Consider the following 19,764-nt stretch of genomic DNA (forward strand, 5'->3'; position numbering starts at 1 on the left):
AAAGATGACAACGTCTTGCGTTGAACAACCTTCCTGTAGTTCCAGACTGATCAGTTTGAACAGGATGACGATGTCTTGACTTTTCATGGGGCTCCAAAAGCGAGTGTCAACGGTTTTGCAAAAACACCACATACCCCCGAAACCACTCACTCCCCTGCAAATACCCCGGCTCCTCCCACTCCCCACCCTGAATCAAACCGATCTTGAACGGCAGCCCCATCCGGTTCATCCGTGGCAAATACGCCGCGTAATCCGGAATGCTCTGGCGGCCCTGATAGGTCTGCACCACCACCTCATCCACCACGCCTTTGAGCTGGCTGATGGCGGTGGGGTCGGCGTTGCTGCTCCAGTCCATCAGGCCGGTGATACTCAGTTTCAGATCGGCCGGCAGGCGCTGGCGCAGGTCGCGCAGGAAGTCGGCGTATTCGTGCAGGTATTGGGTGCGGGCGTCGAAGTCGATCTGGATGCCGACCACTGGGTTGCCTGCGTCGCGCCAGCGTTGTACCTGGCCGAGCAGTTGGGTATAGATCTGTTCGGGCCAGTGCAGGGTGTGGGCGCGGTAGACCACCCAGACGTCGCCGCGGGTGAGGCGCGGTACGCTGATGCCTTGGGCGATCAGCTGCACACCGCGCTGGGGCGCGCGGCGGGTGGCGTTGATCTGGCCCTGGAGGATGTACAGGGTCTTGGCCTGCTTGAGTACCGGTTGCGGCGTGACGCCGCTCCACAGCCAGAAGGCGTCGTAGTCGCGGGCATCGACGGCACCGAATGCCGGGCTTGCCAGCAACAGCAAGCCCAGCCACAGGTGTTTCACCAGTAATACTGCAGCGATTTGCCCCACTGGGTGTCGGCGAAACCACTTTTCAGCTGGCGGAACCAGGCTTTGCGCACGCCGGGTTCGACGTCCTTGCCGCCACAGCTGTTGTAGCCGGCCGGCGCGTAGCAGCTGATGGCGCGGAACAGGGCGTAGGCCTTGTCGTTTTTCGGCGCCTTGGCGTTGCCGATGACCTGTTGGTAACCGTCGAGCCGCGAGAAGGTTTCACCCTTGAAGTCCGAGGCGGTGCTGCCCAGGCTGCCGGCGGCGCGGGCCTGCTCCAGAGGCATGCCGTCCAGGTTGTTGCGCAGGATGAATTCGCCGAAGCAGTTCAGGGCCTGGGGGTTCTTCGCGTCGGTCTGCAAGGTCGCTGCGGTTTGCGCGATGCTGGGGCAGGCGTAGCCGGATTCGGCCTTGTCGCCGTTCCACTGGAACAGCTTAAGCGTCTGGCTGGCGCTGTAGACATAACCCAGGCTGGTGCCCAGCTTGTCCTCGGGGGCCTGGGCCGGCAGTTGCTTGAGGTCCTCGGCGAACGTGGCGAACTGGCCGCGCAGCAGGTCTTTGTAGAGCAGCACGAATTGCGCGGTCTGGCGTTCCAGCGGATCGCTCGCCTGGGCGATCTGCTGGCGCAGCAGTTCAGGCCCGGCAACGTTGCGCAGCAGGATGTAGCGCACCTGCCTGGCACTGATCGGCGAATCGCTGGCGAACACCTTGGCCAGTTGGCCGCTGCGCTCGTAGTTCATGGCCAGTGCCAACTCCAACTGGTCGCGTTGCAACGGCAGCTTTGCCAGTGGCAATAATTGCAGCCACAAGGCCTCGGCGCCTTTCCAGTCTTGCTTGGCTTCCAGGGCCAGGGCGCGCAGGGTCTGCTGGCTGAAGGCGAAGTAATTCAGGCTCGACGGCACGCTTTGCGGCAACTGCTTCAAGGCAGCGTCCGGTTGATGCTCGATGTACAGCGCGCACACAGCCAGCAGGTAGTCGTAGAGCTCTGGCTCGCTGGCGAACGCGGCTTTTTGCTTCTCGAGGTCGGCGCGGCTGAGGGCTGGCTGGTTGCCGCCGCGCATCACCATCAGGTCGCTGACGAGCTGAATCATCGGGGTCTTGACGGTATCGCTGTTGACCATCAACAGCTTGAGGTCAACTTCTTCTACCAGCTCATCCTCAGACACATTGCGCTGTTCGTCGGTGGCCGTCAGTGCCCAGGCGAACGCGTCGGCGAGCTGGGTGTTGTCATCGGCCAGCCAGTACACCCGGCGCAGCAAACCGTGGGCCGAGGCCGCGTATTCGCCCTGTGGGTAAGTTTTCAGGTAGGCGTTGAAACCCTGCTCGGCCGTGGCCAATGCGGGCTTATCCACACGGTCCAGGTGCGGTACGCCGTCTTCGTCATAGGTGTTGGCCTGGGCCTGGTTGAGCGCTGTGCGGGCGGTCATGTACAGCGCGGTTTCCTTCAGCCACGGCGACTGTGCACTGCCGACGCCAGCAAAGCCTTGCGCGGCCTCGGCGAAGCGGCCGCTGTAGAAATCGGCGGCGGCTTGCAGGTAGGTGCGAAACAGTTGGCCGCCGGCTGACTGGATCTGCTGCGCTTCGGCGATCACCGGGCCATCCCAGGTGCAGGTGGTGAGCAGTTGCAGCCGCGCCTTTGCCAGCAGCGCGCGCTCGTCCGCCGGCATGTCGGCCTTGACCACTTGGCGGATAAACGCCGTGGCGCTGTCATCGTCGTTGCTGCGGCAGCGGCTGCCTTCGCCATTGAGGAACGCTTCGCCAGCGGTTTTGTATTCCTCGCGCTTGATACCCAGGGGCGTCAGCAGGGTGTCGAGTTCGGCGGTAGGCGAATCGTCCGAGTCGGGCTCAGTCTCTGCACTGGAGGCAGCGGCCAGGCGATACACCGGGAACGGCACCGGGCCGAAACCCTGGGCCAGGTCATCTTCGCTCAACGCTTTGGGCGCCAACGGCGCGGCCTTTTTGTCGGCCAGCAACAGGCGCAGGTTGGCCCGGCTGTCATTGCCTGGGCTCAGGAACGGCACGTTGTTACAAGGGTCCAGGCTGTCACGCGAGACACGCCAATCGGGGTAGCACGAATCGTCGGAACTGGCCTGGGCCTGCTGGGAAATACCGGCCAGCAGGGCCAGTGCGAGGGGGGAGAGAAAACCGATGCGCATGACGTGTCCTTGATCCTGGGTCCTTGGAGGGCGGCAATCATAGCGTGTTCCTGCGGGCGCTTCGGTGAAGCCCTACACAAATTGCTGATTTGTCCGATTCCAGAAGCGAACCGGGTGCTTTTGTCCTAGAGTGGCGGTGTTTGCGCTGAGGCACTCAAGGCAACAGCGGGGGGAATCGAGGTGCGCCGGTCTGTGGTAGAGCAAAACGAAAAGGTCGGGGCGTTGCCCGCATTCAATCGTCTTACGTGGGAACGCGTCGGTTGGCTGAGCCGACTGTGGTGGGTGCCGATCCTGGGGCTGGCCATGGCCCTGCGGTTTTACCGCCTGACTTCGGCGGCGATCTGGGGCGACGAGGGCTCCAGCCTGCTGCTCAGTGAATACGCCGCTGCGGACCTGTGGTTTCACGCCGCTCATGATGTGCACCCGCCGTTGTACTTCTTCATGCTGCGCGGCTGGATCGAGCTGTTCGGCGACAGCATCTGGTCGATTCGTGGCATGAGTGCCATCCCCGGCGTGGTTGCCGTGGGCCTGGGTGTCTGGCTGACACGGCAACTGTCTACCCGGCGTGCTGCCGTGCTGGCGGGGATCCTGCTGGCGCTGCTGCCCACGGCGGTGCGCTACAGCCAGGAAGTGCGCATGTATTCGCTGCTGGGCGTGTGGCTGCTGGGGGCGACGCTGGCGCTGGTGTACTGGGTGCGCCAGCCCGAGCGGCTGCGCTACCTGGCCATGTATGTGGCGTTGATGAGCGCCGGTTTCTACACCCATTACTTCACCGCCCTGTGCGTGCTGGTGCATTGGGCTTACCTGGGGGTACTGTGGCAGGCGCAGCCGCGAGGCCGACGGCTGATCGCACGCCCGGCCTGGTGGGTAGCCAATGCCGCGATTGTGCTGTTGTACGTACCGTGGCTGCCGAACCTGCTGGACCTGGTGCAGCACGTCGAACAACTCAAGGTAGGCGGGGACATAGGCTGGGAAGAACCGGTCAGCCTGTTTTCCCTGCCTTCGATGGTCTGGCAGTTCGTGTTACAGGATGAAGGTATCGGCTTCTGGCCACCGCTGTTCTGGTTTGTCCCGCTGTTACTGATGGCCGTGGTCGTGATGACTGCCGCGCGAGACCGCGAACGCCATCGGCCCGCTTGCCTGCTGGCGCTGTTTTTCCTGCTGCCGCTGTTGCTGGTCTACGGGGTATCGTTTATCTCCCCGGTGTTTATCGAGCGCTACCTTACGGTGTACGCCTTGGGTTTGCCGATCCTTGTCGCCATGGCTATCGACCGCCTGCCTGCGCGCTTGTCGCTGCTGGGTGCGGCGCTGTTCGTGCTGTTTGTCGGCGTGGAGCTGGTGGGCCTCAAAAACAACTTCACGGTGGATGAGCACGACCAATTCAACGTGCCGGTGGAGTTCGTCAATCGCAATTACCAGGAAGACGACCGCATCGTCCTCAGCGACATGATGTGGTACCTCAGCTATGTGTATTACGACCAGACCGACGCCCAACTGCAGCTCTACACCCCGCCCAGGCCCGATGGCACGCCGACCCGGCCCAACGCCTACGGCTTCGGCACCCTGGTGGACCAGGACGGCGGGCGCATCTACCTCGATCATCTGTCGGCACTGCCCGCCGACACCCGCCGCGTATGGCTGATCAGCAGCAACGAAGCGCCGGACGATTTCGCGCCACTGCCCCAGGGCTGGCGCGAACTCAGTCGCCAGGACGGTGGTGGTGCCAGGGCGCGTTTGTTCGTGTTGTGCAACGTGCCGCCACCACAACCCGAGGCCTGCCGCTAGACTCGGTTAAATACCTTTTTTCAGGAGCCCGTCATGGAATCGCCTGTGCACAGCTTGCCGTCACTGTTCAAACAGCTTGGGCTGCCGGATGACCCGGTCAGTATTGATCAGTTTGTGACCACCCATTCGCCACTCAAGCCGGATCTCAAATTGGCAGATGCGTTTTTCTGGACCGACAGCCAGAAAGCGTTTTTGCGCGAGGAAATCTTGGACGATGCCGATTGGGCGGAAGTGGTGGATGAGTTGAATCTAATGTTGCGGGGTGGGCGAGGGGTGTAAAAAAATCTTTTGGAAATTGTGTTTTTGTAAAAAAAAAGGTGAGCAGTAAAAAAATCTAGGCGCCGCGTTCATTCAGGAAGCACGCGTTATCGTTGACGTTTTTCGCGAGCAAGCTCGCTCCTACAGGAGGCGATGTAGGCTTAACTGACTGGCATCAGGGCAAGCCCCCTCCCACATTCGTCCTGCGGTGTTGCCACTGAATCGCTCCACCCATCCGCTAAATTGTTTCAAAACTTGACGCAATCCGATCCTTCCACCATATTGATAGTTAGCAAACTAACTGTATGCGAACTATCCAGTGCCTCAATCCCTCGAACACCTCCAGATGAACCTCAGCAGCAGCATGGTGGTGGGCGCCCGTAACTGGCGCAAAATCTGCCAGAGCACGCTGGTGAGCTATGGCATCTCCGAAGCCTGCGCTGTGCCGTTGTTGATGATCGGTCGCCTGGGCGACGGAGTGCATCAGGTCAAAGTAGCCCAGGCCTCCGGGATGGAAAGTCCTTCGCTGGTGCGCCTGCTCGACCGGCTGTGCCATGACGGCTATGTGTGCCGTAGCGAAGACATCCACGACCGCCGCGCCAAGGCCCTGAGCCTCACCGAGCGTGGTCGCGAGTTGGTGCAGGCGGTGGAGGTGCAACTGGTGCGCCTGCGCCGCGAAGTGCTGGCGGACATTGCGACCGCCGACATGGAAGCGGCACTGCGTGTACTGCGGGCCTTTGAGGCGGCGACGCTTTGAACGGATTTTTTACCGGTTTTCCGCCCGCCCGTGACTGGTTCTATGGGGTTCGTACCTTCGCCGCGTCGATGATCGCGTTGTACATCGCCATGCTGATGCAAATGCCGCGTCCGTATTGGGCGATGGCCACGGTGTATATCGTCTCCAGTCCGTTTGTCGGCCCTACCAGTTCCAAGGCCCTGTACCGCGCCATCGGCACCTTGATGGGGGCGGCGGCGGCGGTGTTTTTTGTGCCGATGTTCGTGCAGTCGCCGTACATCCTGGTGGTGGTGATCGCACTGTGGACGGGCACCTTGCTGTTCCTCTCCATGCACCTGCGCACTGCCAACAACTATGCCTTGATGCTGGCCGGCTACACCTTGCCGCTGATCGCCCTGCCGGTGGTGGATAACCCGCTGGCGGTGTGGGATGTGGCCGAGGCGCGGACCGAGGAAATCTTCCTCGGCATTGCGGTCGCGGCGGTGGTGGGCGCGATGTTTTGGCCGCGGCGGCTGATGCCGGTGTTCGATGGCGCGGTGGCCAAGTGGTTCAGCGACGCCCAGGTCTACAGCCAGCGCTTTCTTTCCCGCAATGTGCAGCCGGAAGAAGTCAGCGCCCTGCGCGGCGGCATGGTCGCCACCTTCAATACCCTTGAATTGATGATCGGCCAGTTGCCCCACGAAGGCGCGCGGCCGCAGACGGTGCGCAATACCAAGGAATTGCGCGGGCGCATGATCCACCTGCTGCCGTTGGTGGAGGAACTCGACGATGCGCTGTATGCCGTCGAACAGCGTGCGCCGCAGTTTCTCGAGCAGTTGACGCCGCTGCTGGAAGCCACCCGGCAGTGGCTGGAAAACACCACCGAAAGCGCACCGCTGGAACGCTGGCGCGCCCTGCGTGAACAGGTCGACGCCCTGCAACCCCAAGGCGAAGCGCTGGACGAGCGCCACACACTGCTGTTCTCCAACGCCCTCTACCGCCTGGGCGAGTGGATCGACCTGTGGCAGGACTGCCGAAGCCTGCAAGCCGCCATCGAGTGCGAAAGCCAGGACACCTGGCGCGCCGTGTACCGTCACTGGCGCCTGGGCCGGCTCACGCCGTTCCTCGACCATGGCCTGATGCTTTATTCGGCGTTTTCCACCGTCACCGCGATCATCGTCGCGTCGGTGCTGTGGATCCTGCTGGGCTGGACCGATGGCGGCAGCGCGGTGATCCTGGCAGCCGTGGCCTGCAGTTTTTTCGCTTCTATGGACGACCCGGCGCCGCAGATCTATCGGTTCTTTTTCTGGACCGCCATGTCGGTGCTGTTCGCCAGCCTCTACCTGTTCCTGGTACTGCCCAACCTGCACGATTTCCCGATGCTGGTACTGGCGTTCGCGGTGCCGTTCATCTGCATCGGCACGCTGACCGTGCAGCCGCGTTTTTACCTGGGCATGCTGCTGACGCTGGTGAACACCTCATCGTTCATCAGCATCCAGGGCGCCTACGACGCGGACTTCCTCAACTTCGCCAACGTCAACCTGGCCGGGCCCGTGGGCCTGTTGTTCGCCTTTGTGTGGACGTTGATCGCACGGCCCTTCGGCGCCGAACTGGCGGCCAAGCGCCTGACCCGTTTCAGCTGGCGCGACATCGTCGGCCTGACCGAGCCTGCCACCCTGAACGAACACCGCTACCTGGCCGTGCAAATGCTTGACCGCCTGATGCAGCACCTGCCACGCCTGGCGATGATCGGCCAGGACACTGGCATCGCCCTGCGCGACCTGCGCGTGGCGCTCAACCTGCTCGACCTGCTGGCCTATTCGCCGCGCATCCTCGGCGTGCCGCGGGTGCTGCTCAACCAGGTGGTGGAAGGCGTGGGCGGTTACTTCAAGGCCTGCCTCAAGGCGGGTGAACGCTTGCCCGCGCCCAGCGGTCTGCTGATGACCCTCGACCGCACGCGTCGCGCCCTCAACGGCCAGGCCCTGCAAGACGAAGCCGATACCCGCCTGCACCTGCTGCACGCGCTGGCCGGCCTGCGCCTGGCGTTGTTGCCGGGAGTGGAATTCATTGGCGGCACGGAGATGGAAGCGCCGCTACCCGATGGAGCGCCTTTATGATCGGTGATCTGGATATCAGCGGGGTGTTCCTGCCCACGCTGCTGGTGCTGATGGGCATTACGTACGTGTTGTTCCTGGTGGTGCACGGGCTGTTGACCCGCGTCCACTTCTATCGCCTGGTCTGGCACCGGGCATTGTTCAATGTGGGGCTCTACGCGCTGTTGCTGGGCGCGGTGGACTCACTCAGTCGATACCTGATGACATGAAAAAACCTTTTTTGACCATCGGCCGTGTAGTCCTGACGTTGTTGATCGTGAGCTTCGCGGTCGTCGTTGTGTGGCGCATGGTCATGTACTACATGTTTGCGCCCTGGACCCGTGACGGTCACATCCGTGCCGACATCGTGCAGATCGCGCCGGACGTGTCCGGGCTGATCCAGCGCGTCGATGTGCACGACAACCAGTTGGTGACCAAGGGCCAGGTACTATTTGCCGTCGACCAGGACCGCTTCAAGCTGGCCCTGCGCCAAGCCCAGGCCGCCGTGGCCGACCGCCAGGAAACCCTGGCCCAGGCAAGCCGCGAGTACAAGCGTAACCGTGGCCTCGGCAACCTGGTGCCCAGCGAGCAACTGGAAGAAAGCCAGTCCCGCGTTGCCCGCGCCCAATCGGCCCTGGCCGAAGCGCAAGTGACGGTGGACTCGGCCCAACTCAACCTCGACCGCTCGGTGATCCGCAGCCCGGTGGACGGCTACGTCAACGACCGTGCACCGCGTACCCAGGAGTTCGTCACCGCCGGGCGGCCGGTGCTGTCGGTGGTGGACAGCAATTCGTTCCACATCGACGGCTACTTCGAAGAGACCAAGCTCGACGGTATCCACGTCGGCATGGGCGTCGACATCCGTGTGATCGGCGACAACGCCCGCCTGCACGGGCATGTGCAGAGCATCGTCGCCGGTATCGAAGACCGTGACCGCAGCAGCGGCTCTAACCTGCTGCCCAACGTCAACCCGGCGTTCAGCTGGGTGCGCCTGGCCCAGCGGATTCCGGTGCGTATTGCCTTTGACGATGTCCCGGCGGACTTCCGCATGATCGCCGGGCGTACGGCCACGGTGTCGATCATTGGCGACAAACCCAATGACGGAGCCAAGCCATGAAGCCGCTGTGGGCAACCGCTGCGCTGGGGTTGTTGCTGTCGGCCTGCCAAGTGGTGGGGCCGGATTACAAGCTGCCGCAAACGTCTGCCGTCAACCGCGCTGACCTGCAAGGGCAACTGGCGGGCAAGGGCAGCGACGTGGTGTCGGCGCCGGTGCCGGCCGACTGGTGGAAGCTGTACAAAGACCCGCGCCTGGACGAGCTGGTACGCCAGGCCATGGCCTCCAACACCGACCTGCGGGTGGCCGCAGCCAACCTGCAGCGCGCCCGTTATCAGACCCAACAGGCTGAATCCGCCGGCGGCTGGAGTGCCGGCGCCAAGGCCGAGGTGCAACGGCTGCAGGAATCCGGCGAAGCGTTTTTGCAGGCGGACAAAGTGCCGGTGGATAACATCGGCAGCGTCGGCATTACCACCTCGTATCAATTCGACCTGTTCGGCACCTTGCAACGTGGCATCGAAAGCGCCCAGGCCAGCGCCGATGCGGCCCAGGCTGCCGCTGATACCGCACGCATCACCCTGGTGGCCGATGTGGTGCGCTCCTACACCCAGGTCTGCGCGGCCAACGAAGAACTGGCGATTGCCAACGAGTCCCTCGACCTGCAAGCCCAGAGCACCAAACTGACCCAACGCCTGCGTGACGCGGGCCGTGGCGATGAAACCCAGGTCACCCGCTCGCAAACCCAATACAAATCCTTGCGCGCCGACATGCCGCGCTACGAAGCGGCGCGCCAGGCCGGGCTGTTCCGCCTGTCGATGCTGCTGGCCAAGCCAGTGGACCAACTGCCGGCGGGCACCGGCAGCTGTGCCGAACTGCCGCATATCGCTCAATTGTTGCCGGTGGGCGATGGTGCGGCACTGCTCAAGCGTCGCCCCGACGTGCGCCAGGCCGAGCGCCAACTGGCCGCCGCCACTGCGCGTATCGGCGTGGCCACCGGCGCCTTGTACCCGGACATCGCCATCGGCGCCACGGTGGGCACCGTGGGCCTGCTCGACAACCTCGGCCAGCCGGCGACCAACCGCTGGGGCTTCGGCCCGATGATCAGTTGGACGGTGCCGACCAACGGCGCCCGTGCGCGCATCCACGAAGCCGAAGCCGCGACCCAGGGCGCCCTGGCGCATTTCGACGGTGTGGTACTCAATGCCATCCGCGAAACCCAGACCGGCCTGGCGCAATACACCGCCGTGCTGCAACGGCGCGAGGCGCTGGCGGACGCCGAGCGCTCGGCCCAAGAGGCGGCAGACCAGACCCACCGCTTCTTCCAGGCCGGCCGCGAATCGTTCCTTGCCGACCTGCAAGCCACCCGCACCTACACCGCGATGCGCGCGCAACTGGCGGCGGCGAACACCCAGGTTGCCATGAGCCAGATCGATCTGTTCCTGGCCCTGGGCGGCGGCTGGGAAAGCGGACGAACGCAAGCGTCACAGCCCGGCAAACCCTGAGCGAATAGCTATGCTTGGACAGGCGGGTCGCCGTGACGACTCGCCTGACACTGCTCGCGTTTGCTCATGGGGATTCCAATAATGAAAAACCCTTATGCTCCCGCTTTCTGGTGCGTGCTCTTCGCACTGGTGTTGTTATCGGCCGCGTATTTCTACGGCGTCATGCTCGCCCATCAACTCGACAAGGCCATGGTGTTTCTCGACAGCGCCTGCCTGGTGATCGGCTCCCTGTCCATCGGCGTGGTGGCCTGGGCGTCCTACCAGAACCAGCGCGTGAAGAAAAAACTCCTCGAACAAGGCAAGACCCGCGTAGCGATCTGGGACACCAAGGTCGCCCTGCGTCGAGTCGAAACCGTGTTCGACCGCTATTTCTGGGGCAGCTATTGGCAGCCGGGGCGCACCTTCCAGGAAGTCATGGGCGACCTTACCGGCACGCCCCTGGAAAAAAGCCTCGAAGTCCTGAAAAAACAGTGTGTGGCCCTCGATCGGCAGGTCGCCGATGGCCGGCATTGGCTGAATAATGCGCGGGAATTGTCCGACGTTGCCACGCAGATGGCCCGTGAGCGCTACCAACTGGACTTCTGCGACCCCAAGTCCGACACGCCCGGCAATGCGGTGATACACCGCGAGTTTGAGGTGCTGGTGTACACCTGGACCGCACGCCTGAAGAGTTTTGACCACCAGCTCGACGAGATCGAATTGGAGTATTCCTGACGTAGCAGTGGTCGAGTAGAACGAGGCCGCGTTCGAGGACGAAGTCCTCGTAAAACCAGCACGCACGGTTTTTGATAAGCCAAGGTGCGTGGTTTTACGACTGCTTCGCAGTCGAACGCGGCCTCGCTGCGCTCGACCGCTGCTACGGAGCCTATGCTAACCTCTCCCGGATTTTTCGGCGGGCTTGAGCCAACCCCAACAGGGTTCAAGGAAGACAGCCCACTTCTCACAGGATTTGATCAGGTCACTTCATGAATAAGCCAGCAGTCGTTCTTTTGGGTTTAGTTGTCGCCGTAGGCGTCGTCAGTGCAGGCGGCGCCTGGTACACCGGTAAACAACTGGAACCGGTGCTGCAAACCGCGATCCAGAACGCCAACAAGGAACTGCAGACCTCCATGGCCGGCGTCGATGGCACCGTGGCCCTGGAGCTGGTGTCCCTGGAGCGTGGCGTGTTCAGCAGCACCGCGCACTACCGCCTGAAGGGCCAAGGCTCGGTGTTCGGCGAAGAAAACCCCAATCCCGAATTGCTCTTCGTCGACCATATCGAACACGGCCCGCTGCCGTTCTCGCGCCTGGTGACGCTCAAATGGCTGCCGGTCATGGCCACCAGTCACTATGAGCTGGAAAAGAACCCCACCACCGAGAAGTGGTTCGCCGCCGCCAAAGACGTGTCGCCGCTCAAGGGCGTGGCCAATATCGGCTACAGCCGCTCGGTCAACGGCAACATCGAATTGCTGCCCCTGACGTTCAAGGACGACACGTCTTCGGTGAACTTCTCCGGCGCCAACCTGAATTTCGACAGCACCGCCGAAGGCCAGAAGGTCAAGGCCGACGGCTTCATGAACAGCCTCAAGATCGCAGCGGTAGATGCCAAGGGCGACGCCTTCGAGGCCGAACTGGCTGGCCTGACCATCGCCAGCAACCTGGAAAAATCCACCTTTGGCTTCTACACCGGGCAAAACACCGTTGAGCTGACCGACAGCACGTTCACCTTCGGCCCGCAGAAAGCCGTGCTGACGGTCAAAGGCTTCGAGCAGAAAGACTCCAGCGAAACCAAGGACAACAACCTGGCCGGCCGTGTCGACTACAAGATCGACGAGATCGGTTACCAGGGCAAACCCGTGGGTTCGGCGGCCATGGCCCTGAGCATGAAGAACGTCGACATCCCGGCCATGCTGGTGTTGACCAAGCTGTACCAGGACAAGATGCAGCCGGTGCAAGCCGCTGCCGCAGCGGGCCAGCCCGCGCCTGAGCTGCAATTGACCGAAGCCGAGCAAGCCTTGGCCGAAGCGAACGTCAACCAGGTATTGGCCGCCAAGCCGCAGATCGCCGTGGAAAACCTGTCCCTGAAAACCACCCATGGCGAAAGCAAGTTCAACCTGCTGGTGGACCTGGCCAAGCCAGCGTCCATGGAGCTGCCGCCGGTTGAGCTGGGCAAGCAGATGATTGCATTGCTGGATGCCAACCTGACCTTGTCCAAGCCGATGATCGGTGACGTTGCCGCCCTGCAAGCGCAACTCGGTGGCGTGAGCGACGCGAAAGCCATCGAGCAGCAGTCCCAAATGGCCGCTGAGATGGTCAGCGGCATGGCGGTCGGTACTCAGTTGGCGACCCTGGTCGGCAGCGACGTGGTGTCCAAGTTGCACTACGCCAACAATGAAGTGACCTTCAACGGCCAGAAGATGACCGTCGAGCAATTCATTGGTTTTGTGATGGCCAAGGTCGGCGCGGTCAGCGGCGCACAGTAAAGATTTCGCCATCACCCGGAAATAAATAATGTGGGAGCGGGAGTGCCCGCGATAAGGGTCAAACAGTCGGCGCACGTGCCGGCTGGTACCCCGTTATCGCAGGCAAGTCCGCTCCCACATTCACATTTCAGATAGGCTGCGCAATTCTGAACAATTGTTTTGGATTGGTCTTTTTCCTACTTTCCTAAGAGATAGTTCACACAGGAAAGCTAGGCCGGGTCATTGGACGCCGGCACCCTGCGGCAATTCGCTCAGGACCACCTATCGTTACAGCTTTCCGTGTGTAAGGAAGCTCACGATATGTTGCGAAACCTACCACTCAGTGCATCAGGCCGGTTGCGACTGCTCGTCGGGGCAGCCTTATGCAGCCAATTACTGATGCCCGCCTTCGCCATGGCCGATCCGGCCTATGACGCACTGATTATTCAGGCGCGCAACGGCAACTTCACCCCCGCCCTGACCCAATTGCGCCAGCTGTCTGCCGAACGCCAGACGCCAGGCCAGGTCAGCGATCATGTGGTGATCGCCGGTTGGGCCGGCCAGGACGCCGAAGTGCTGAAGGTGTACGAGGCCCAGGGTAAACATCGCAACCTCAGCACCCAGGCGCTCGCCACCGTCGCGCGTACGTATCGTAACCAGCGGCAATGGGCCCAGGCTGAGGCTGTCTATCGCCAGGCGTTGCTGCGTGAGCCGAATAATGTCGATCTGCAACTGGGCTTGGCCCTGACCCAGGCCGACGGCGGCAAGGCCAACGAAGCCGTGCAACGCACCCGCGCGCTGGTGGCCGCCAAGCCCGATGATCCTAACCGCCGCATGGCCCTGGGCTACGCACTGACCCGCGCCGGCCTCAACTACGATGCGCTGTTCGAGTTCGACCAGGCGTTTATCCGCGCGGGCGACAAGCCTGACGTCGCCCGCGAATACATCGTCGCCCTGCAAAAGGCCCGCCTGCCGGAAGCCGCGTTGCGCCTGTCGGCCCAGCGTCCTGGCCTGCTGGACCCGGTGACCCAGCGCCGCCTGGAAGGCGACCTCGCTGCCGAGCGTGTGCGCATGGCCGAGTTCGCCACCCGCAGCGAAAAAGAACGCTACGTGATTGCCGACCGAGCCCTGGCCGATTACGACAAACTGCTCGCCCGCTGGACCCCGGACGCCAGCGCCCATGACGATGTGGTGCGCTGGCGTATCGACCGCCTGGGCGCACTCAAGGCCCGTGCGCGTACCGCTGAAGTGATCCGCGAGTACGAAGTGCTTAAGGCCGAAGGTGTGCAACTGCCGACCTACGCCGTGCGCTGGGTGGCCGCGTCCTACCTCGACCAACGCCAGCCGGAAAAAGCCGAGCCGCTGTATCGCCAGGCCCTGAGCGCCACCGACGCCGAGCCCGATGATCGGGTCGAAGACACCACCGCGCTGTTCTACGCCTTGCAGGAAAGCGATAAAGCCGAGGACGCCAACGAGGTCGCCAAGGGCCTCGCCAACAGCCAGAACCCGCGGGTCGAGCTCAAGGGCTTGCCCATCGGCAACCCCAACGACGCGTGGATGGACGCCCAGCAACTGTCGGCCCAGGCCGGCGTCTACGGCGGCGACCTGCCGGGAAGCGAAGCCGGCCTCGAAGCGCTGGTGGCGAAAGCCCCTGGCAACGTCGGCCTGCGCCTGGCCCAGGCTGACATGTACCGCGCCCGCGACCTGCCACGGCGTGCCGAAGGCATCCTGAAGGAAACCGAAGCCCAGGCCCCACGGGATATGGGCCTGGAAGTGAGCCAGGCCTACACCGCCATGGACCTGCAGGAGTGGCGCCAGCTCGACGTGCTCACCGACGATGTGCTCGCCCGCAACCCGGACAATCGCCAGGTGCAGCGCCTGAGCCGCCTGCGCGACGTGCATGACATGGCCGAGCTGCGGGTCGAGGCCTATACCGGTAAAAGTTTTGGCGGGGGCAATGACAGTGACGCGGGCGCCGTCGCGGGTAGCCGCGACTGGGGCATTGAGAGTCGGATCTACACGCCGCCCATCGACGAAGACTGGCGTGTATTCGCCGGCGCCGGGTATGCCAAGGCCGACTTCAGCGAAGGCACGGGCCAGCATCGCTGGCAGGTCGTGGGCGTGGAGCGGCGTACCCGCGACATGACCATTGAAGCCGAGGTCTCCAACCATTCCTACGGCGATGGCTCCAAACAAGGCGCCGCGGTGTCGATTGCCCGCGACATCAACGACAATTGGCAATACGGCGGCAGCCTCGGCTACCTGCTGAGCACCACGCCGCTGCGGGCGTTGAATGACGGGGTCACGGCCAACGGTGGCAGCGGCTTTATCCGCTGGCGCGCCAACGAAAGCCGCGAATGGAAACTCACCCTCAGCCCCTCCCATTTCAGCGATGGCAACGACCGCTTCGAAGCCTTGCTCAGCGGCCGCGAAGGCCTCTACAGCTCGCCGAAAGTGCAAGTGGACCTGGGCCTGGAAGTCGGCGCCAGCCGCAACAGCAAGGAAGACACGGTGTACTTCAATCCGAAGTCGGACTTTACCGTGTTGCCCGTCCTCAACATCAACCATGTGCTCTATCACCGCTACGAGACCCAGTGGAGTCAGCAGTTCCAGGTCGGTGCGGGTACGTATAGCCAGCGGGATTACTCCACCGGTGGCATCGGTCTGGTGGGCTATGGCCAACGCTTTCGCTGGAATGACGTGCTGGACGCCGGCGCCAACCTGAGCCTGATCAGCCGACCTTATGACGGGGATCGCGAACGCGATCTGCGTCTGCTCGTCGACCTCACTTACCGTTTCTAAAAGAGCCTGACCATGACCTTCCTCAGCCGTTGCTTGTTGGTTCTGGGCGTATTGCTGGCCAGTGCCTGCGCCCAGCAACCCGCACCTTTCACTCCCCCCGCCGAGCGGCCGACACCGCCCAACGAAGCGGCGTGGCCGAAAAACCACTTCCTGGGCATTGCCTACCATGACGTGTCGGACCGCGATCCTGACCAGGCCGTGGTGGCGGTGCGCACCGAGCGATTGATCGAACAGTTGGCCTGGCTGCGGGAGAACGGCTATCAGGCGGTCAGCGTTGACCAGATCCTGGCCGCCCGCCGTGGCGGCCCCGCGTTGCCGCCCAAAGCCATCATGCTCAGCTTCGATGACGGCTATTCGAGCTTCTATACCCGCGTGATGCCGATCCTGCGCGCCTATCGCTGGCCGGCCTTGCTGGCGCCGGTGGGCTACTGGATCGACACGCCGATGAACAAACCGGTGGACTTCGCCGGCTCGCCACGGCCGCGCGGCGAGTTCCTTACCTGGCAGCAGATCCGCGAAGTGTCGCAATCGGGCCTGGTGGAAATCGCCGCGCACACCGACGCCAGCCACACCGGGATCCTGGCCAACCCCCAGGGCAACCTCGAGCCGGCGGCGACCTCGCTGCGCTATGACTCGGCCACGGGTCGCTATGAAACCCAGGCGCAGTTCGATGCGCGGCTGCGTGCGGATGTCGCGGCGATCTCCAACAAGATCCAAACCGTGACCGGCAAGAAACCACGGGTATGGGTGTGGCCGTACGGCGCCGCCAAGGGCACCTCGCTGGCGATCGTCGGCGAGCAGGGCTACCAGATGGCCCTGACCCTGGAAGACGGCCTCGACAGCTCCAGTGACCTGATGAACAGCCCGCGCTTCCTGGTGGCCTCCGACCCGGACGGCGAGCATTTCGCCAACAGCATCGTCGCCGTGCAAACCCCGGCACCGCTGCGGGTGCTGCATGTGGACCTGGACAACGTCTACGACCCGGACCCGGCCCAGCAGGCGCGCAACCTCGACCAACTGGTGCAGCGCGTGGTGGACATGGGCGCCGGTACGGTGTTCCTGCAAGCCTTCGCCGACCCCAAGGGGGATGGCCTGGTGCACGAACTGTACTTCCCCAACCGTCACTTGCCGGTGCGCGCCGACCTGTTCAACCGCGTCTCCTGGCAGTTGCACACCCGTGCCCATGCCGCCGTGTACGCGTGGATGCCGGTGTTGAGTTTTGCCCTCGATCCCAAGCTGCCCCGCGTGACGCGCTGGGACCCGGAAACCGGTCAGGTCGGCACCGACCCGGACCAATATAAACGCCTGTCGCCGTTCGACCCGCAGGTGCGCAAGATCATTGGCGAGATCTATGAAGACCTGGCGCGCAACAATGCCATCGACGGCGTGCTGTACCACGACGACGCAGTGCTCTCTGACTTCGAAGACGCCAGCCCCGCCGCGCTCAAGGCCTATGCCGCCAACGGCCTGCCGGGCAGCATCCAGGCCCTGCGCGCCGACCCGGCCGTGATGCAGCGCTGGACGCGCTTCAAGAGCCGCTACCTGATCGACTTCACCAAAGAGCTGACCGCCAAGGTCCACGCCATCGGTGGGCCGCAGGTGCAGACCGCGCGCAATATCTTCGCCGAGCCGATGCTCAACCCGGCGAGCGAGGCCTGGTTCGCCCAGAACCTCGATGATTTCCTCCAGACCTATGACTGGACCGCGCCGATGGCCATGCCGCTGATGGAAGGCCAGGAGTACAAGACCTCCAATGCCTGGCTGGAGAAGCTGGTGGCGACGGTCAAGGCGCGTCCTGGCGCGATGGAGCGCACGGTATTCGAACTGCAGGCCAAAGACTGGCGCACCAAGGCCGCGCCGGATATCGACGCTGTGCAGATGGCTGAATGGATGGGTGTGCTCAAGCGCCAGGGTGTCACGAGTTTTGGCTACTACCCGGACAACTTCCTGGAAAATTCCCCGGACCTGAAGACTGTGCGTCCGGCCCTTTCCAACCAATGGAATCCTTGACCATGTTCGACAGAATCCTGGCGTTATTCGTGCTGGCACTGGTATTAGGCGTGCCCCTGGGCCTGATCTTCCTGGTCACCGGGCAGTTCCTGATGGACTTCGTGTTTTTCTACCCGCTGTTCATGTCGGCGCTGTGGATCGCCGGTGGCTTGTACTTCTGGCTGCATTGGGAGCGCCACTGGCCCTGGGAGGAAGACACTCCGGCACCGACCCTGGCCGGCAACCCGCTGATCTCGATCATCATCCCTTGCTACAACGAGGGCGATAACGCCGCCGACACCATTCATGCGGCGCTGGGCCAGCTGTACCCGAACATCGAAGTGATCGCGGTCAACGACGGCTCCAAGGACAACACTGCCGCCGTCCTCGACGCCCTGGCGCTGGAACATCCGCGCCTGCGCGTGCTGCACCTGGCGCAGAACCAGGGCAAGGCCGTGGCCTTGCGCATGGGTGCGGTGGCCTCGCGCAGCGAATACCTGGTGTGCATCGACGGCGATGCGCTGCTGGATAAAAACGCGGCGGCCTACATGGTTGCACCGATGCTCGACAACCCGCGCCTGGGCGCCGTCACCGGCAACCCACGCATCCGCACACGCTCGACCTTGATCGGCCGCGTGCAGGTGGGCGAGTTCTCCTCGATCATCGGCTTGATCAAGCGCACCCAGCGCGTGTTCGGGCGGATCTTCACGGTGTCGGGTGTGGTGGTGGCGTTCCGTAAAAAGGCGCTGGACCGCATCGACTACTGGAGCACCGACATGATCACCGAGGACATCGATGTCAGTTGGAAGCTGCAGCTTGATCACTGGAGCATCTTCTACGAGCCGCGCGCGCTGTGCTGGATCCTGATGCCCGAAACCGTCGGTGGCCTGTGGAAACAGCGCCTGCGCTGGGCCCAGGGCGGTGCCGAAGTGCTGTTCAAGAATATCCGTGGCATCTGGCAATGGCGCCATCGCTACCTGTGGCCGCTGCTGTTCGAATACTGCCTGTCCACCGGTTGGGCCTTCACCTTCCTGCTTTCGGTGATTTTCTGGGGCCTGGGCAAATTCATCGTGCTGCCGCCGGCAATCACGGTGGACTCCCTGGTCCCGCCGGCCTTTACCGGCCTGGTGCTGGCGATGGTGTGTTTGGTGCAGTTTGCGGTGAGCATCCTGATCGACCGCCGCTACGAGAAAGACCTGTGGAAAACCCTGTTCTGGACCGTGTGGTACCCGATGGTGTTCTGGCTGGTCAGCCTGTTCACCACCCTGGTCAGTTTCCCCAAGGTGCTGTTCAACCAGCACCAGAAGCGCGCGCGCTGGGTCAGCCCGGATCGCGGTATCAAACCTGTTGAAGAGGAGGCCTGAGCATGAAACTGGTCAGAACTCGCCAAAGTACCGTGATGTGGATCATCGACGTGATCCTGACCTTGATGGCCTGGGCCGGACTGGTCTGGCTGCTGGCGCGCGGGGTCACTTCGATGCTTGAAACCCACGGCGGCCCGCGTATCGAGGCGCCGATTTTCGCGGCGCTCAATACCTTGCAGGTCTACCTGTGGATCGCACTGTTCAACGCGGTGATCCTGGTCACCTGGGCACGCTACCAGCAACGCAAGGGGCGCAAGTTCGCCCAGCGCCGCGCCGAAGCCAAGGCTCTCACCGACAAGAACCTGAGCGAGAGCTTCAGCCTCGCCGAGGGTGACCTGGAGCAACTGCGCCGCCCGGGCGTACTGGTGATCCACAACGACGAAGACGGCGGCGTGTCGGAAGTCAAAGCCCACGTCTCCCGCGACGTGGAAAAACCAGGCTTGACCCTCGTGCCTGGCGCGCCTCAGAACAAAGACGCCAGCTAGTGGTGTAAACCACAATCCAATGTGGGAGGGGGCTTGCCCCCGATTGCGGTGGATCAGCTAATGAATACTTGGCTGACACCCCTATCGGGAGCAAGTCGAATCGTCGCACCGCCCCCCACATGGGGCTCTTACCCTGCCGATCCCGATTATTGCGATCCAATTCACAAAACTCCCGCGAACTTATCTGCTTTTTTCGGTACTAACTTATCTCGGCAAGAACTTGATGGCCAAGTAATAGCAACTTATAAGTTCTCCGACGAATCGCTATCAGAACAGCTGCCGCCTGTCGGAATAATATTTCCAGTG

15 protein-coding genes are annotated in these 19,764 nt (G+C 62.8%); 13 read left to right on the forward strand and 2 right to left on the reverse strand.

Annotated features, from left to right (window positions below; all coding sequences use genetic code 11):
- Positions 1-106: 106 nt before the first annotated feature.
- Both BFQ01_RS06555 and BFQ01_RS06560 read right to left on the reverse strand, forming a co-directional pair.
- Positions 107-811: a DUF3142 domain-containing protein gene (locus tag BFQ01_RS06555; protein WP_065924677.1), complete on the reverse strand. Its 705-nt coding sequence runs from the start codon at positions 809-811 to the stop codon at positions 107-109.
- Positions 808-2,970 carry an outer membrane assembly lipoprotein YfiO gene (locus BFQ01_RS06560; RefSeq protein ID WP_065924678.1) on the reverse strand — a complete coding sequence of 721 codons (2,163 nt, stop codon included), beginning with the start codon at positions 2,968-2,970 and terminating at the stop codon, positions 808-810. The genes BFQ01_RS06555 and BFQ01_RS06560 overlap by 4 nt, the downstream gene beginning before the upstream one ends.
- A 180-nt stretch (positions 2,971-3,150) precedes the next feature.
- Between BFQ01_RS06560 and BFQ01_RS06565 the strand changes: the two genes are divergently transcribed.
- The 13 genes from BFQ01_RS06565 to pgaD all read left to right on the forward strand — a co-directional run bounded on the left by BFQ01_RS06565 (position 3,151) and on the right by pgaD (position 19,458).
- The gene (locus tag BFQ01_RS06565) at positions 3,151-4,755 is read left to right on the forward strand and encodes a glycosyltransferase family 39 protein (RefSeq protein ID WP_065924679.1); all 1,605 of its coding nucleotides are present in this window, start codon (positions 3,151-3,153) and stop codon (positions 4,753-4,755) included.
- A 33-nt stretch (positions 4,756-4,788) separates the two neighbouring features.
- The gene (locus tag BFQ01_RS06570) at positions 4,789-5,034 is read left to right on the forward strand and encodes a DUF2789 domain-containing protein (RefSeq protein WP_065924680.1); all 246 of its coding nucleotides are present in this window, start codon (positions 4,789-4,791) and stop codon (positions 5,032-5,034) included.
- A gap of 325 nt (positions 5,035-5,359) precedes the next feature.
- Positions 5,360-5,770 carry a MarR family winged helix-turn-helix transcriptional regulator gene (locus BFQ01_RS06575; RefSeq protein ID WP_065924681.1) on the forward strand — a complete coding sequence of 137 codons (411 nt, stop codon included), beginning with the start codon at positions 5,360-5,362 and terminating at the stop codon, positions 5,768-5,770.
- Positions 5,767-7,845 (forward strand): FUSC family protein, encoded by a 2,079-nt coding sequence (locus BFQ01_RS06580; protein ID WP_065924682.1) that lies wholly within the window; start codon positions 5,767-5,769, stop codon positions 7,843-7,845. Before BFQ01_RS06575 ends, BFQ01_RS06580 begins: the two co-directional genes overlap by 4 nt.
- Positions 7,842-8,051, forward strand: coding sequence for a DUF1656 domain-containing protein (locus BFQ01_RS06585; protein ID WP_012721577.1), 210 nt, complete (start codon positions 7,842-7,844; stop codon positions 8,049-8,051). The genes BFQ01_RS06580 and BFQ01_RS06585 overlap by 4 nt, the downstream gene beginning before the upstream one ends.
- Entirely contained in the window at positions 8,048-8,938 is an 891-nt protein-coding gene (locus BFQ01_RS06590; protein ID WP_027608075.1) for an efflux RND transporter periplasmic adaptor subunit, read from the forward strand. The genes BFQ01_RS06585 and BFQ01_RS06590 overlap by 4 nt, the downstream gene beginning before the upstream one ends.
- A complete protein-coding gene (locus BFQ01_RS06595; RefSeq protein ID WP_065924683.1) occupies positions 8,935-10,377 on the forward strand; it encodes an efflux transporter outer membrane subunit in 1,443 nt (480 codons plus the stop codon). The genes BFQ01_RS06590 and BFQ01_RS06595 overlap by 4 nt, the downstream gene beginning before the upstream one ends.
- An 81-nt stretch (positions 10,378-10,458) precedes the next feature.
- Complete coding sequence (locus BFQ01_RS06600) at positions 10,459-11,091, forward strand: hypothetical protein (RefSeq protein ID WP_027608077.1); 633 nt, start codon at positions 10,459-10,461, stop codon at positions 11,089-11,091.
- A 251-nt stretch (positions 11,092-11,342) separates the two neighbouring features.
- Positions 11,343-12,839, forward strand: a complete 1,497-nt coding sequence (locus BFQ01_RS06605) for a YdgA family protein (RefSeq protein ID WP_065924684.1) — start codon at positions 11,343-11,345, stop codon at positions 12,837-12,839.
- Positions 12,840-13,139: 300 nt separating this feature from the next.
- A complete protein-coding gene (gene pgaA, locus BFQ01_RS06610) occupies positions 13,140-15,620 on the forward strand; it encodes a poly-beta-1,6 N-acetyl-D-glucosamine export porin PgaA (RefSeq protein WP_065924685.1) in 2,481 nt (826 codons plus the stop codon).
- A 12-nt stretch (positions 15,621-15,632) separates the two neighbouring features.
- On the forward strand, positions 15,633-17,630 hold the full coding sequence (gene pgaB / locus BFQ01_RS06615) for a poly-beta-1,6-N-acetyl-D-glucosamine N-deacetylase PgaB (protein ID WP_065924686.1): 1,998 nt from the start codon (positions 15,633-15,635) through the stop codon (positions 17,628-17,630).
- A gap of 2 nt (positions 17,631-17,632) precedes the next feature.
- Positions 17,633-18,973 carry a poly-beta-1,6-N-acetyl-D-glucosamine synthase gene (gene pgaC / locus BFQ01_RS06620; protein ID WP_027608081.1) on the forward strand — a complete coding sequence of 447 codons (1,341 nt, stop codon included), beginning with the start codon at positions 17,633-17,635 and terminating at the stop codon, positions 18,971-18,973.
- A gap of 2 nt (positions 18,974-18,975) precedes the next feature.
- On the forward strand, positions 18,976-19,458 hold the full coding sequence (pgaD, locus tag BFQ01_RS06625) for a poly-beta-1,6-N-acetyl-D-glucosamine biosynthesis protein PgaD (RefSeq protein ID WP_065924687.1): 483 nt from the start codon (positions 18,976-18,978) through the stop codon (positions 19,456-19,458).
- Positions 19,459-19,764: the final 306 nt, after the last annotated feature.

It is taken from the genome of Pseudomonas sp. 8 R 14 (assembly GCF_900005955.1).
Taxonomy (GTDB): Bacteria; Pseudomonadota; Gammaproteobacteria; order Pseudomonadales; family Pseudomonadaceae; genus Aquipseudomonas; species Aquipseudomonas marginalis.

Coding starts and splice junctions, on each gene's coding strand:
- BFQ01_RS06560 (WP_065924678.1), bottom strand. CDS start 2,970: ATGCGCATCGGTTTTCTCTCCCCCCTCGCACTGGCCCTGCTGGCCGGT.
- BFQ01_RS06570 (WP_065924680.1), top strand. CDS start 4,789: ATGGAATCGCCTGTGCACAGCTTGCCGTCACTGTTCAAACAGCTTGGG.
- BFQ01_RS06575 (WP_065924681.1), top strand. CDS start 5,360: ATGAACCTCAGCAGCAGCATGGTGGTGGGCGCCCGTAACTGGCGCAAA.
- BFQ01_RS06585 (WP_012721577.1), top strand. CDS start 7,842: ATGATCGGTGATCTGGATATCAGCGGGGTGTTCCTGCCCACGCTGCTG.
- BFQ01_RS06590 (WP_027608075.1), top strand. CDS start 8,048: ATGAAAAAACCTTTTTTGACCATCGGCCGTGTAGTCCTGACGTTGTTG.
- BFQ01_RS06595 (WP_065924683.1), top strand. CDS start 8,935: ATGAAGCCGCTGTGGGCAACCGCTGCGCTGGGGTTGTTGCTGTCGGCC.
- BFQ01_RS06600 (WP_027608077.1), top strand. CDS start 10,459: ATGAAAAACCCTTATGCTCCCGCTTTCTGGTGCGTGCTCTTCGCACTG.
- BFQ01_RS06605 (WP_065924684.1), top strand. CDS start 11,343: ATGAATAAGCCAGCAGTCGTTCTTTTGGGTTTAGTTGTCGCCGTAGGC.
- pgaA (WP_065924685.1), top strand. CDS start 13,140: ATGTTGCGAAACCTACCACTCAGTGCATCAGGCCGGTTGCGACTGCTC.
- pgaB (WP_065924686.1), top strand. CDS start 15,633: ATGACCTTCCTCAGCCGTTGCTTGTTGGTTCTGGGCGTATTGCTGGCC.
- pgaC (WP_027608081.1), top strand. CDS start 17,633: ATGTTCGACAGAATCCTGGCGTTATTCGTGCTGGCACTGGTATTAGGC.
- pgaD (WP_065924687.1), top strand. CDS start 18,976: ATGAAACTGGTCAGAACTCGCCAAAGTACCGTGATGTGGATCATCGAC.